Source organism: Agromyces tropicus (assembly GCF_039531345.1).
Taxonomy (GTDB): Bacteria; Actinomycetota; Actinomycetes; order Actinomycetales; family Microbacteriaceae; genus Agromyces; species Agromyces tropicus.
In genome coordinates this window covers 546,289-559,056 of sequence record NZ_BAAAPW010000002.1, presented here as the reverse complement: position 1 = coordinate 559,056, position 12,768 = coordinate 546,289, and the positions used below count along the sequence as shown (strand labels likewise).

Annotated in this window: 14 protein-coding genes; 7 read left to right on the top strand and 7 right to left on the bottom strand. The window is 73.5% G+C overall.

Annotation, left to right across the window (positions count from 1 at the left end; all coding sequences use genetic code 11):
• Positions 1-9 precede the first annotated feature (9 nt).
• The gene (locus ABD230_RS08400; RefSeq protein ID WP_344371689.1) at positions 10-1,167 is read right to left on the bottom strand and encodes a class I SAM-dependent methyltransferase; all 1,158 of its coding nucleotides are present in this window, start codon (positions 1,165-1,167) and stop codon (positions 10-12) included.
• Between the two features lie 9 nt (positions 1,168-1,176).
• The gene (locus ABD230_RS08395; RefSeq protein WP_344373272.1) at positions 1,177-2,541 is read right to left on the bottom strand and encodes an ion channel protein; all 1,365 of its coding nucleotides are present in this window, start codon (positions 2,539-2,541) and stop codon (positions 1,177-1,179) included.
• Between the two features lie 313 nt (positions 2,542-2,854).
• On the opposite strand from ABD230_RS08395, the gene ABD230_RS08390 reads away from it, so the two are divergent.
• Entirely contained in the window at positions 2,855-3,448 is a 594-nt protein-coding gene (locus tag ABD230_RS08390) for a hypothetical protein (RefSeq protein ID WP_344371687.1), read from the top strand.
• Between the two features lie 37 nt (positions 3,449-3,485).
• Here the strand turns inward: ABD230_RS08390 and ABD230_RS08385 are convergent, their stop codons facing one another.
• Complete coding sequence (locus ABD230_RS08385; RefSeq protein WP_344371684.1) at positions 3,486-3,854, bottom strand: ArsR/SmtB family transcription factor; 369 nt, start codon at positions 3,852-3,854, stop codon at positions 3,486-3,488.
• 87 nt (positions 3,855-3,941) lie between these two features.
• On the opposite strand from ABD230_RS08385, the gene ABD230_RS08380 reads away from it, so the two are divergent.
• The 6 genes from ABD230_RS08380 (at position 3,942) to ABD230_RS08355 (ending at position 8,198) form a co-directional block, all read left to right on the top strand.
• On the top strand, positions 3,942-5,342 hold the full coding sequence (locus ABD230_RS08380; protein ID WP_344371679.1) for an FAD-dependent oxidoreductase: 1,401 nt from the start codon (positions 3,942-3,944) through the stop codon (positions 5,340-5,342).
• Positions 5,339-5,629: a GNAT family N-acetyltransferase gene (locus ABD230_RS08375; protein ID WP_344371676.1), complete on the top strand. Its 291-nt coding sequence runs from the start codon at positions 5,339-5,341 to the stop codon at positions 5,627-5,629. The genes ABD230_RS08380 and ABD230_RS08375 overlap by 4 nt, the downstream gene beginning before the upstream one ends.
• 90 nt (positions 5,630-5,719) lie before the next feature.
• A complete protein-coding gene (locus ABD230_RS08370) occupies positions 5,720-6,616 on the top strand; it encodes a metalloregulator ArsR/SmtB family transcription factor (RefSeq protein ID WP_344371673.1) in 897 nt (298 codons plus the stop codon).
• A gap of 66 nt (positions 6,617-6,682) precedes the next feature.
• The gene (locus ABD230_RS08365) at positions 6,683-7,099 is read left to right on the top strand and encodes an arsenate reductase ArsC (protein WP_344371670.1); all 417 of its coding nucleotides are present in this window, start codon (positions 6,683-6,685) and stop codon (positions 7,097-7,099) included.
• Positions 7,096-7,770: an arsenate reductase ArsC gene (locus tag ABD230_RS08360; protein ID WP_344371668.1), complete on the top strand. Its 675-nt coding sequence runs from the start codon at positions 7,096-7,098 to the stop codon at positions 7,768-7,770. The genes ABD230_RS08365 and ABD230_RS08360 overlap by 4 nt, the downstream gene beginning before the upstream one ends.
• A 110-nt stretch (positions 7,771-7,880) precedes the next feature.
• Positions 7,881-8,198 carry a hypothetical protein gene (locus ABD230_RS08355; protein WP_344371666.1) on the top strand — a complete coding sequence of 106 codons (318 nt, stop codon included), beginning with the start codon at positions 7,881-7,883 and terminating at the stop codon, positions 8,196-8,198.
• 57 nt (positions 8,199-8,255) lie between these two features.
• On the opposite strand, the gene ABD230_RS08350 is transcribed toward ABD230_RS08355, so the two are convergent.
• From ABD230_RS08350 to dnaK, 4 genes are all read right to left on the bottom strand, one after another.
• Positions 8,256-8,678, bottom strand: coding sequence for a heat shock protein transcriptional repressor HspR (locus tag ABD230_RS08350; RefSeq protein WP_344371663.1), 423 nt, complete (start codon positions 8,676-8,678; stop codon positions 8,256-8,258).
• Positions 8,678-9,676, bottom strand: coding sequence for a DnaJ C-terminal domain-containing protein (locus ABD230_RS08345; RefSeq protein WP_344371659.1), 999 nt, complete (start codon positions 9,674-9,676; stop codon positions 8,678-8,680). Before ABD230_RS08345 ends, ABD230_RS08350 begins: the two co-directional genes overlap by 1 nt.
• 94 nt (positions 9,677-9,770) lie before the next feature.
• Positions 9,771-10,418 (bottom strand): nucleotide exchange factor GrpE, encoded by a 648-nt coding sequence (locus ABD230_RS08340; RefSeq protein WP_344371655.1) that lies wholly within the window; start codon positions 10,416-10,418, stop codon positions 9,771-9,773.
• A gap of 2 nt (positions 10,419-10,420) precedes the next feature.
• Positions 10,421-12,304 carry a molecular chaperone DnaK gene (dnaK, locus tag ABD230_RS08335; protein ID WP_344371651.1) on the bottom strand — a complete coding sequence of 628 codons (1,884 nt, stop codon included), beginning with the start codon at positions 12,302-12,304 and terminating at the stop codon, positions 10,421-10,423.
• Positions 12,305-12,768 lie beyond the last annotated feature (464 nt).

The window sequence follows — 12,768 nt, the reverse complement described above, 5'->3', positions numbered from 1 at the left end:
GCGAGCGCGTCACGGGCGACCCGACGGGGCCCCGTGCCGTCGCACCGACGCCGTCACCGTGAACTTCGGATTGCGCGCCACCTGCCGCGTCGGACCGACGATCCGCTCGAGCAGCGGACGGTAGCGGAGATGCGAGTTCCAGACGCACCAGAGCTCGCCGCCGTCGGCGAGCACTCGGGCCGATTCGGCGAACAGGTGCGAGGCGATGCCCGTGTGCACCGCGGCGTCGGAGTGGAACGGCGGATTCAGCACGACGAGCCGCTCGCTCGCGTCGGCCAGGTGCTCGAGTCCGTCGGCGCGGGCGACGCGCACCCGGTCCGTGACGCCGTTCGCGTCGGCGGTGAGCGGGGCGGATGCCGCGGCCGCGGCGCTCCGGTCCGAGGCGTGCACCACCAAACCCGGGCGCTCGCGCGCCAGCCAGGTCGCGACCACGCCCGAGCCGCACGCGAGGTCGACGGCGGTCGGCGCGTCCGGCACCGCCCCGCCGAGCACGCCGAGGAGGAACCGCGTGCCGATGTCGACGGCGGTGCCCGCGAACACCCCGCCGTGCGCGACCACGACGAGTCCGAGCCCGTCGTCGCGGCGCGCTCGCGGCCAGGACGGCGCGGCGGGCGCGCGCTCGGCCCGGGGCCGCGACGCGACGAGGGCCCGCGACTTCTGTCGCGCGTGGGTGACGTCGACGCGCTCGAACCAGGCGCCGAGCACCTCGTTCATGGCGAGCGACATGTGCTTGATCCGGCCGCCGGCCACGACCCGCACGTCGGGGTCCGCATGGCGCGCGACGAGCCCGGCGACCTCGTCCAGGCGATCGAGCGAGCGCGGCAGGCGGAGGAGCACGAGGCGGGCTCCGGTGACGAGCTCCGGCGAGAGGGGGCTGCTGCGCGGGCGGTCGCGCTCGGGGACGCCGAGACGGGCGGCGTTCTCGGCGAGCGCGCGCTCGCCCGTGATCGGGTCCTGGTGCACCCGCACGCCGCGCGCCCCCGCGTCGACGGCACCGAGCGCGAGCGCGCCGTAGGCGTCGTCGATGACGACGACGCTGCCCGGTTCGTCGCGGAGGGCGGCGAGCGGGTCGGCCGCCTCGTCGAGGATGAGCCGGTCCGCGGCATCCGCTGCGGCGAGGCCGGGCGCCTCGAGGTCCGGCCGCCGTCGGAGCGCGTCGAAGTCCACCTCGGAACCCTATCCGCGCTCCTCTCGCTCCTCGTGCTCCTCTCGCGGCTCGGGGCGGGCGTCCGCCGCGGCCGCCGGATCGGCTCCCGGCGCTCCGGCCGCGGACGTTGCGGGCGGGATGATCCGGAACTCGGGCGCCTTGGAGACCAGCAGCCAGGCGGGCAGCACGATGGCGCAGAGCCAGGCGAGCAGGCTGATGTCGCCGGAGACGGCGATCGCGAGGAACAGCGCGAGCCAGCCGTCCCTCGTCACCACGAGCAGCAGGCCGAGCAGCCCGCACGCCACGGCGAGCGCGAGCGGCACGTCGGGGATGATCGCGTGGGCGAGCATGCCGAACGCGACGCCGACGAACGCCGCGGGGAAGACGCGTCCGCCGCGGAAGGCGGCGCTCGCGGCGACGAGCAGCGCGGCGACCTTGACGACCACGATGAGGGCGAGTTGGCCGGCGTCGTACTGGTCGGGGTCCTGAAGGAGCTCGCCCATCTGCTCGAGGCCCTTGAACAGGGTGATCGGTCCGCCGAGCATGCCGAGGAGGCCGAGCACGAGGCCGCCGGCCGTCGCGATGAGCACGGGCTGCCGCAGTCCGTGGAAGGCGCGGTGGACGAGCGGGAACAGGAACGTCGCGATGAGCCCGAGCACGACCGCCGCGACCGCGATCAGGACGCCCCAGAGGAGGTCGATGGGCTCGAGGTCCTCCGGCGGGATGCTGAACTGCAGGGGCGGGGCACCGAGGAGGTGCATCGTCAGCGCCGCGGCCGTGGCCGAGGCGAGCGGCAGGAACAGCTTGTCCCAGAGGGCGCCGCCGCCGCGGACGGCGGCGAGGATGCCGGTGAACAGCAGCGCCGCGGCGACCGGCGAGCCGAACAGCGCGCCGATGGTGCCGGCGCCGGCCATGAGCATCGCGAGCCGCGGACCGATCCGGGGCATGAACCGCCCGAGCGCCGCGACCGCGATCGCCACGTTGACCGCGATGATCGGGTTCTCGGGGCCGAGGCTGACGCCTCCGGCGAGGCTGAGCGCCGTGACGAGGAGCAGCCCGGGGAGGGTGCGCAGCGGAAGCGGTTCCGAGACGAGCTCGGTCGTGGCCGAGTCCGGGCCGCCGTGGCCCGGCAGGAACTGCAGCGCGAGGCCCACGAAGAGGCCGGTCGCGGTGAGCACCACCACGATCCACCAGCCGTCCGAGGGCACGCCGAGGGCACCGGGGAGGGCGGTCCACACGAACTGCTCGACGGTCGAGGCGATGAGGTCGAGCGCCCTGAGCATGAGGGCGGAGGCGATGCCCACGAGCGCCGCGGGGATCGTGAGGAGGGCGAGCTGCCCGGGCGTCGGCGCCGGCATCGGCTGGGCCGCCGGGTCGTCGGCCGGCTCGGTCATCACGACTCCCCCCTGCGCACGGGCGTGCCCCCTGCGCCGCCGCACCCGCCGACGCGGGCCCGGCCCCTCCGTTCACCATAGGGCTCGGCGGATGCGGCGCCCAGACCGGTTTGCTACCCTCGGCCCCCGAATGCACGACATGGCGGGGCACCAGGGGGAGCGCCGCGCGGCGAGGGACTCGACCACGCGGCGTTCGTCGTCTGCGCCCTCCGGTCGCCGAGCCGCTCCGACCGGCCGTCGGTCCGCGACGCGTCCCGCCCGCCGCCGTCACCGCGCGGGCGCCGCGCTCGCCGCGACCGCGGCCGTCGCCGGGATGCTGGCCACGCTCGCGCTGGCGCCGCTGCCACGGGCGGACTCGCCGGTGGCCGAGGCGTCGGCCACGAGCCTGTCGCCCTTCGTCGGCGACGTGCAGGAGATCCGGGTCGACGGCGACGTCGCCCCGGCGGCCGTCTCGCGCGAGAGCTACGCGAGCGCGACCGGACCGGAGACGCTCGTGAGCTCCGGCACGAACTACGACTGGGCGAAGCTGGTGCTCGTCTCGGGCGGCTGGCCGCTGACGGACGAGAACGTCCGGCTCATGGTCGAGTGGATGCGGGAGGAGAACGGCCCCGACAACTGGTGGAACCGCAACAACCCGTTGAACAACGGGTACGGTTCCGGCGGCGGCAGCGGGCTGGGCAGCTACGACACGCTCGTGACCGCGGCCGAGTACGCGGCGTCGAACCTGCAGAAGCGGTCGTTCTACGCGGACATCGTGGCCGGCCTCGAGGCCGGCACGTCGGCCGCCGTCACGGCGCAGGCGATCTGGGCCTCGCCGTGGGCGTCGAGCCACTACGGCTACGGCTCCTGGTGGTCGACGGCGCCGGTCCCGGTCGTCGCGGCACCGGCGTCGGCCTGGGGCCGCTGAGCGGCGTCGGCCTGGGGCCGCTGAGCGGCGTGCGGCCTCAGCGGGTCGCGTCGGCGGGCACCTCGGCGAGCAGCGCCGCGAGGTCGTCGAGCGCGCCGGGCACGAGGGCGTAGTACGCCCAGGTGCCGCGCTTGCTGCGGGTGACGAGGCCCGCGTTCGCGAGGATCTTCAAGTGGTGCGACACGGTCGGCTGGCTGAGCCCGACGGGTTCGACGAGGTCGCACACGCACGCGCCCTGGCCGTCGGCGGCGGCCACGATCGAGAGCAGCCGGAGCCGCGTGGGGTCGGCGAGCGCCTTGAAGCGGCTCGCGAGCTCGTCGGCTCGGCCGACATCCATCGCCTCGGTGACGAGCGGGCTGCAGCAGACCGCGCCGGGGGTGGGCGTGAGGTCGAGCATCGTCGTCATGGTCCCCATCGTAGCCCATATATTGACAAACTTCGATGTAAGGGCGATGCTGTGCATCGAAGATCATCGATATCCGAGAGGCCCGCCATGACGCTCGTCCATCCCATCCGCACCGCCGACCGGGCCGACGCGCTGACGTCCCTGCCGGTGGCGATCATCGGCGCCGGCCCGACCGGCCTCGCCGCGGCGGCGCACCTGCTCGAGCGCGGCATCGACGTGACGGTGCTCGAGGCGGGCGACGAGGTCGCCTCGAGCGTGCGCGACTGGGGCCACATCCGCCTGTTCTCGCCGTGGCGCCTGCTCGTCGACCCCGCCGCCCGACGGCTGCTCGAGGCATCCGGCTGGACCCGTCCCGACGAGGACCGCCTGCCGACCGGCGCCGAGCTGGTCGAACGCTACGTCGCCCCGCTCGCCGCGCTCGAACCGCTCGCCTCGCGCATCCGGACGGGCGCCGAGGTCGTTGCGGTGACCCGGCAGGGCAAGGACCGCACGCGGACCGCCGCGCGCGCCGCGACCCCGTTCCTCGTCCGCGTGCGCACCGCCGACGGCCTCGAGGACCTCACCGCGCGCGCCGTCATCGACGCGTCCGGGACGTGGCGGACGCCCAACCACCTCGGCTCGAGCGGCCTCGACCCACTCGGGTTCGACGAGGTCGCCGGCGACGTGACGCACGCCCTGCCCGACGTCCGCGGTCGAGACCGCGATCGGTTCGCCGGGCGCCGCGCGCTCGTCGTGGGCGCCGGCCACTCGGCGGCGAACACGCTCCTGCACCTCGCGGCGCTCGCACGCGAGGAGCCGGGCACGCGGATCACGTGGGCGATCCGCAACGCCACGGCGGTCCGCGTGACGACCTCGGAGGACGACGGCCTCGCGGCACGCGCGACCATCGGGCGGCGCGTCGACGACCTCGTCGCCGCCGGCCGGATCGAGGTCCTGGACCGCTTCGAGATCGTTCGGCTCGGCCGCGCCGACGACGGCGCCGTCCGGGTGGTCGGGGCGCGGGCCGGCGAGCTCGTCGAGCACGACGCCGACGTGATCGTCAACGCGACGGGCTTCCGGCCCGACCTCGACCTGCTCCGCGAGATCCGGCTCGAGCTCGACGACGTCGTCGAGGCGCCCCGGAGGCTCGCCCCGCTGATCGACCCCAACGTGCACACGTGCGGCACGGTCGAGCCGCACGGCTTCGCCGAGCTGCGCCAGCCGGAGGACGGGTTCTTCATCGTGGGCATGAAGAGCTACGGCCGAGCGCCGACGTTCCTGCTCGCGACGGGATACGAGCAGGTGCGGTCGATCGCCGCCTGGCTCGCCGGGGACCTCGCCGCGGCGGCGGACGTGCGGCTCGAGCTGCCCGCGACCGGCGTGTGCTCGACGGGGCTCGCGACCGCCGATCCCGACGGCGGCGCCGCCGCGTGCGGCAGCGCCGGCGTCGAACGCGGACCGGCGCCCGCCGCCGCCTCGGCCTCCGTGGCCGACGGATGCTGCGGGTGAGCATCCGGGGCCTCGTCGATGCCGACTGGCCCGGGGTGGCCGAGGTCTTCCGCCAGGGGATCGCGACGGGGGACGCGACCTTCGAACCGGAGCCGCCCGACTGGACCACGTTCGACGCGACGCGGGTCGAACGGCCCCGGCTCGTCGCGGTCGAGGGCGACCTCGTGCTCGGCTGGGCGGCGGCCGTGCCGGTCTCCGCGCGGCGCGCGTACCGCGGGGTCATCGAGCACTCGGTCTACTGGCGCGACACGGTGCTGATCGAGCGCCGGGCGCACCCGATCGCCTGACACGGAGGGTCGGTCGCCACCTCGGGGCCCGTCGGCCTGTCGGGCGGGGCCACGGCGTCCGTGCCGGCACCGTCCCATAGACTCGCATCTATGGAGACGGGCGGGGCGGATGCCGCGGCCGGCGGCCTCTCGCTGATCGCCGAGCCGACGCGCGCCCGCATGCTCGCGCTCATCCTCGCGAGCCCCGCGGGCCGGGCGACCGTGACGGGCCTCGCGGCCGAGCTCGGCCTCCGTCAGCCGACCGTCTCGCACCACGCGAGGCTCCTGCTCGACCACGGCGTGCTCGAGCGGATCCCCGAGGGTCGTCGCGCCTGGTACTCGGTGGCGCCGGGCGAGGTCGATCGGGTGCGCGACCTGCTCGGCACGCCGTCCGTCGCGACCGCTCCGGCCGAGGACGTCGTCACCCGCATCGTCGACGACCTGGCACTCCGCTTCGCGGGCACGTTCGGCCGCGAGACGGTGGCCCGCTACGTCCGCGAGAGCCTCGACCTCGTCGCCGGCCACGCCGCGGGTTCGGCCCGGCTCGCCTCGCGGGCGGCCGGATTCGCGGCCGAGCGCCTCGCGGCCCTCGCCGCGCAGCGCGCCGACGGCGGCGGCACGCCCTCCGAGGTGCTGTTCGTCTGCGTGCAGAACTCCGGCCGCTCGCAGATGGCCTCCGCCATCCTCCGGCAACTCGGCGGCGACCGCGTACACGTGCGGACGGCGGGCTCCGAGCCGGCGGCCGAGGTGAGCCCGGCCATCGTCGCCGCGCTCGACGAGATCGGCGTGCCCGTGGGCGGCGAGTTCCCGAAGCCGCTGACCGACGAGGTCGTCCGGGCGGCCGACGTCGTCGTGACCATGGGCTGCGGCGATGCGTGCCCGGTGTACCCCGGCATCCGGTACCTGGACTGGGAGCTCGACGATCCGGTCGGCCGTCCGTCCGACGTGGTCCGCGGCATCCGCGACGAGATCGACGCGCGCGTGCGCGACCTCCTCGCGTCGCTCTGACCTCGACATCGCATAGATGCTGATCTATGCTTTCTTCAGACCCACCCCAGCGAATCGAGGTTCCCCGTGTCCGAGAAGCCCACCGTCCTGTTCGTCTGCGTCCACAACGCCGGACGGTCGCAGATGGCCGCCGGCTGGCTGCGCGAACTCGGCGGCGACCGCGTCGAGGTCCTGTCGGCCGGATCGGCGCCGAAGGACGAGATCAACCCGGTCGCGGTGCAGGCCATGGCCGAGGAGGGCGTCGACATCGCCGGCAACACGCCCAAGGTGCTCACCACCGAGGCCGTCGAGGACTCGGACGTCGTGATCACGATGGGCTGCGGCGACGCCTGCCCGGTCTTCCCCGGCAAGCGCTACGAGGACTGGGAGCTCGACGACCCCGCCGGGCAGGGCATCGACGCGGTCCGGCCCATCCGCGACGAGATCCGCCGCCGGGTCGAGGGACTGCTCGGCGAGCTGCTGCCCGAGAGGGCCCGAGCGTGAGCACCCGCGACGGGCAGCTCGCCCTCGACGACCCGCACGCGGTCCTCCACCGCGGCGCCGAGCGACTCGCGGCCCACTACGACGGCATCGTGAACGCCGAGACCGTCGAGCGGACCGTGTTCGAGTCCTACGCCGCACTCGCGCGCACCGCGAAGGTCTCCGTGCACCTGCCGAGCCTGGCCGCCAGGTTCGCGAATGAGCGACTCACCGCGCTCGCGCAGTCGAAGGGCGCGATCCCGAAGCCGGTGCCCGAGGTCCTGTTCGTCTGCGTGCAGAACTCCGGCCGCTCGCAGATGGCAGCCGCCCTCGCCCGCGAGCTCGGCGCGGGCCGCGTGCACGTGCGGTCGGCCGGGTCCGAGCCGGGCAGCGGCATCCTCCCGTCGGTCGTCGCCGTCATGGCCGAGCAGGGCGTCGACCTGGGCGAGGAGTTCCCGAAGCCGCTGACCGACGACGTCGTGCGGGCCGCCGACGCCGTGATCACGATGGGCTGCGGCGACGCGTGCCCCGTGTATCCCGGCAAGCGGTACCTCGACTGGCGACTCGACGACCCCGCCGAGCTCGACCTCGACGGCGTCCGCCGGGTCCGCGACGAGATCCGGCGGCGGGTCGAGGAGCTGCTCGCCGAGGTGCTGCCGGCCCCGGTCGCGCACGGCGCAGGTCCGACGGCCTGACGGCCCGACCACGTTCGCGAGGCGGCCCGAGCACGGCCAGGAAGCCCCGCGAACGAACCGGGGACCCTCGGACCCTCGACGCGCACCGTCGCGCGTGCGATCATCGCCGCATGACGCCAGACGTCGAGCCGGTCGGACCCGGCGCCACCGCCCGTGACTGGGCAGGGCTGCTCTTCATCTTCGGGGTGCTGGTCGCCGCCGTCTGCGGCGGGCTCCGGATCCTCGCCGACGGCGCCGTCGGCGCCGACCCCGCTTCGGACGCCTGGCTGTGGCTCGTCGCCGTCGTCACGACGGCGTCCACGGCCGGCCTCGCGGCGCTCGTGCGTCGGGAGTACCGTCGCGACCGGCGCTTCGCACTGGGGCTCGCGCTCATCGCGGTCGGCGTGGGCGCCACGGCCGTCATCTGGGCCGTCATCGGCGCGGCCTGAGCGCAGTCCGCGGCCGGTGACTCACGGCCGAACGCGCGCCTCCGCGGTCGGGGCGCGTCAGCCGCGCTCGAGCGGGCGCCACACGACGACGGCGTTCTCGCGCCGCACCCGCGTGCCCGCGCGGAGCGAGACGACCTCGCCCTCCGAGCCCGCCGCGAACACGCGGCGGCCGGGGCGGTTCAGCATCTCGTCGGCGAGCGCCCGCTCGAGCTCGCGGACCCGCTGCCGCAGCTCGTTCACCTCGTTCTCGAGGCCGAGCACGCGGCGGATGCCCTCGAGGCTGACGCCCTCGCTCGAGAGCTGCTGGATCTCGCGGAGCTGCGCCACGTCGCGCATCGAGTAGCGACGGGACTTGCCCGCGGTGCGCTTGGGCGAGACGAGGCCCATGCGGTCGTACTGGCGGAGCGTCTGGGGGTGCATGCCCGCCAGCTCGGCGGCGACCGAGATGACGAACAGCGGGCTCTCGCCGTCGACCTGCATCAGGCGCTCCGGGCCTTCGCGAGGAGGTCGTCGCGCGGATTCTCGTCGGGCAGCTGCGCGGCGAACTCGCGGAGCTTCTCCTCGGCGTCCTTCGACAGGTGCGCCGGGACGGCCACCTGCACGACGGCCAGCAGGTCGCCCGTGCCCTTCTTCGTCTCGACGCCGCGGCCCTTCACGCGCAGCACGCGGCCGCTCGGCGTGCCGGGGGCGACGCGCAGCTTCACGGGCTCGCCGCCGAGCGTCGGCACCTGGATGGTGGCGCCGAGCGCCGCCTCCGCGAACGTGACCGGCACGTTCACCCGCAGGTTCAGTCCGTCGCGCTCGAACACGGGGTGCTTGCGGACCGACACCGTGAGCACGATGTCGCCGGGCTCGCCGCCGTCGGGCGAGGGGTGCCCCTTGCCGCGCAGGCGGATCTTCTGGCCGTCGGCCACGCCGGCGGGCACGTTGACCGTGATCTCGCGGCCCTCGGCGGTCTGCAGCGTGATGCGGTCGCCCTTGGTGGCGGTGATGAAGTCGAGCGTCGTCGACGCCGTGACGTCACGTCCGCGGGTCGGACCGCCGAAGCCGCGGTACCCGCCCGTCGGCTGGCCGAAGCGGCCGCCGCCGAACAGCCCGCCCAGCAGGTCGTCGTAGTCGCCGCCACCGCCTCCGCCCTGGCGGAAGGTGTAGCGGGTGCCGCCCTGCTGGCCGAACATGCCGCCGAAGACGTCCTCGAACCCACCGGATCCGGCCCCGCCGGGGGCGGTGAAGCGCGCCCCGCCGCCCATCGCGCGGACCGCGTCGTACTCCTTGCGCTCCTCGGGGTCGGAGAGCACCGAGTTCGCCTCGCTGATCTCCTTGAACTTCGCCTCGGCCGCGGCATCCCCCGGGTTCTGGTCGGGGTGGTACTTGCGGGCGAGCTTGCGGTACGCCTTCTTGATGTCGGCGTCGCTCGCGTCCTTCGAGACGCCGAGGGTGGCGTAGAAGTCCTTGTCGAACCAATCCTGGCTGGCCATCGGCGCCTCCTCTCTGCTGAATGTAGTGGTTCGTGGGCGGCCGGCCCGCGGCATCGGGGGACTCGAACGGATGCCGCGGGCCGACCCGGGCGCGTTACGCGGGCGTCTTGACGACGACCTTGGCGGCGCGCAGGAGCGTGCCGCCGAGCAGGTAGCCCGTCTCGACGACGTCGGCGATCGTGTCGACCTCGACGTCGTCGGAGTGCTGCTGGAAGATCGCCTCGTGGCGCTGCGGGTCGAAGGGCTCCCCGACCTCGCCGAACTTCAGGAGGCCCAGCTTGCCGACCGACGCGCGCAGCTTCGCCGCGATCGTCGCGAACGGGCTGTCGCCCTCGAGGTCGCCGTGCTTCTCGGCACGGTCGAGGTCGTCGAGCACCGGCAGCAGCGCCGCCACCGCGGCGCCCATCGCGCGCTCGCGCTCGAGCTCGCGGTTCGCCTCAGTGCGCTTGCGGTAGTTCGCGTACTCGGCGGTCACTCGCTTGAGGTCGGCGAGGTGCTCGGCCGACGGGTCCTCGACCTCGGCCTGCGCCGCGTTGAGGATGTCGTCGACCGTGAGCTGCTCCTCGTCGGCCTCCGCGACGGCGTCCTCCGACGGTGCGGATGCCGCGGCATCCGTGGCCTCTGGGGCGGACCCGACGTCCGCCCCCTCGCCCTGCGGTGCGCGAACCTCACCCGTCTCGGGGTCGATCCGCCGCTTGTCCCGGATGATCGGCTCGTCGTGGTTCTGGTTCTCGTCCGTCATGGTTACTTCTTCTCGTCCTCGTCGTCGATGACCTCGGCGTCGACCACGTCCTCATCGGAGGACTCGGCGCCCTCGGAGCCGGACGCGGTCGCGTCCTCGCCCGGGTTCGCGCCGGCGGCGGCATCCGCCTGCTGGCCCTGCGCGTAGATCGCCTCGCCGAGCTTGCCCTGCGACTGCGAGAGCTTCTCGAACGCAGACGTCACCGCGTCGTCGTCGTCGCCCGCGAGGGCCGACTTCAGCGCGTCGACGTCGCCCTGGACCTCCGACTTCACGTCGGCCGGGAGCTTGTCCTCGTTGTCCTTGATGAGCTTCTCGACCGAGTAGGCGAGCTGCTCGGCCTGGTTGCGCGTCTCGGCGGACTCGCGGCGCTTCTTGTCCTCGGCCGCGTGCTCCTCGGCGTCGCGGACCATGCGCTCGATGTCCTCCTTCGGCAGCGACGAGCCGCCGGTGATGGTCATCGACTGCTCCTTGCCGGTGCCCTTGTCCTTCGCGGACACGTGCACGATGCCGTTCGCGTCGATGTCGAAGGTGACCTCGATCTGCGGGATGCCGCGCGGGGCCGGCGCGATGCCGGTCAGCTCGAAGGTGCCGAGCGGCTTGTTGTCGCGGGTGAACTCGCGCTCGCCCTGGAAGACCTGGATGGCGACCGAAGGCTGGTTGTCGTCGGCGGTCGTGAAGGTCTCGCTGCGCTTCGTCGGGATGGCCGTGTTGCGCTCGATGAGCTTGGTCATGATGCCGCCCTTGGTCTCGATGCCGAGGCTCAGGGGGGTGACGTCGATGAGCAGCACGTCCTTGCGCTCGCCCTTGAGGACGCCGGCCTGCAGGGCGGCGCCGACGGCGACGACCTCGTCCGGGTTCACGCCCTTGTTGGGCTCCTTGCCGCCGGTCTCCTTCTTCACGAGCTCGGAGACGGCGGGCATGCGGGTCGAGCCGCCGACGAGGACCACGTGCGCGATGTCGGACACCTTGATGCCCGCCTCGCGGATGACGTCCTCGAAGGGCTTCTTGGTGCGGTCGAGCAGGTCCGAGGTCATGTTCTCGAACTGCGCGCGCGTGATCGTCTCGTCCAGGTTCGCCGGGCCGTTCTCGGTGAGCGAGAGGTAGGGCAGCTGGATGGTCGTGCTCATCGAGGAGCTGAGCTCCTTCTTGGCCTGCTCCGCGGCCTCCTTCAGGCGCTGGAGGGCGATCTTGTCCTTCGAGACGTCGACGCCCGTCGAGTCCTTGAAGCGCTTGATGAGGTGGTCGACGATCCGCTGGTCCCAGTCGTCGCCGCCGAGGCGGTTGTCGCCGGCGGTCGCGCGGACCTGGATGGTCGAGAAGTCGTCGTCCTTGCCCACCTCGAGGAGGGAGACGTCGAACGTGCCGCCACCGAGGTCGAAGACGAGGATGAGCTCGTCCTCCTTGCCCTTGTCGAGGCCGTACGCGAGCGCGGCCGCCGTCGGCTCGTTGATGATGCGGAGCACGTTCAGGCCCGCGATCTCGCCGGCCTCCTTCGTCGCCTGGCGCTCGGCGTCGTTGAAGTACGCCGGCACGGTGATGACCGCGTCGGTGACGGTGTCGCCGAGGTACTGCTCGGCGTCGCGCTTGAGCTTCTGGAGGATGCGCGCCGAGATCTCCTGCGGCGTGTACTCCTTGCCGTCGATCGCGGGCGACTTCCAGTCGGTGCCCATGTGGCGCTTGACCGACGAGATGGTGCGGTCGACGTTGGTCACGGCCTGGCGCTTCGCGGTCTCGCCCACGAGCACCTCGCCGTCCTTCGTGAATGCGACCACCGAGGGGGTGGTCCGGAAGCCCTCGGCGTTCGCGATGACGACGGGCTCGCCGCCCTCCAGGACGCTCACGACCGAGTTGGTGGTGCCGAGGTCGATTCCGACTGCACGTGACATGTGTGTATCTCCTTCTGCCAGGAGGTCTCGAGTCTCGCCCCCCGGCGATCGGCCCGGCGTTCCCCGCCCGCGGCCGAAGTCAATGATCGACGAGACTTGAGCCTCGCCGACTCAAGTGTCCGATCCGCCCGAATCGATGTCAAGTCGAGACCGGAAAACTTGAGTGCACTTGACTCAACTCTCGGCGCACTCCCAGTATTCCGCCTGCGCTCCGCCCCCTCCGCCCACGGCCGCCCGCCCCGCTCACCCACACCCGCACCCGCACCCGCACCCGCACCCGCACCCGCACCCGCACCCGCACCCGCACCCGCACCCGCCACCCCACACCCCCTCACCCCCTCACCCCCTCACCCCCACCGAGTGTCCAGTGGATGTCGGGCGGCGCGCCGACAGGCGGCATCCATTGGACGCTCGGGCCCGCTCGGGCCCGCGAGGGCGGGGCGACGTGGCGGGGTGGGCGGCTG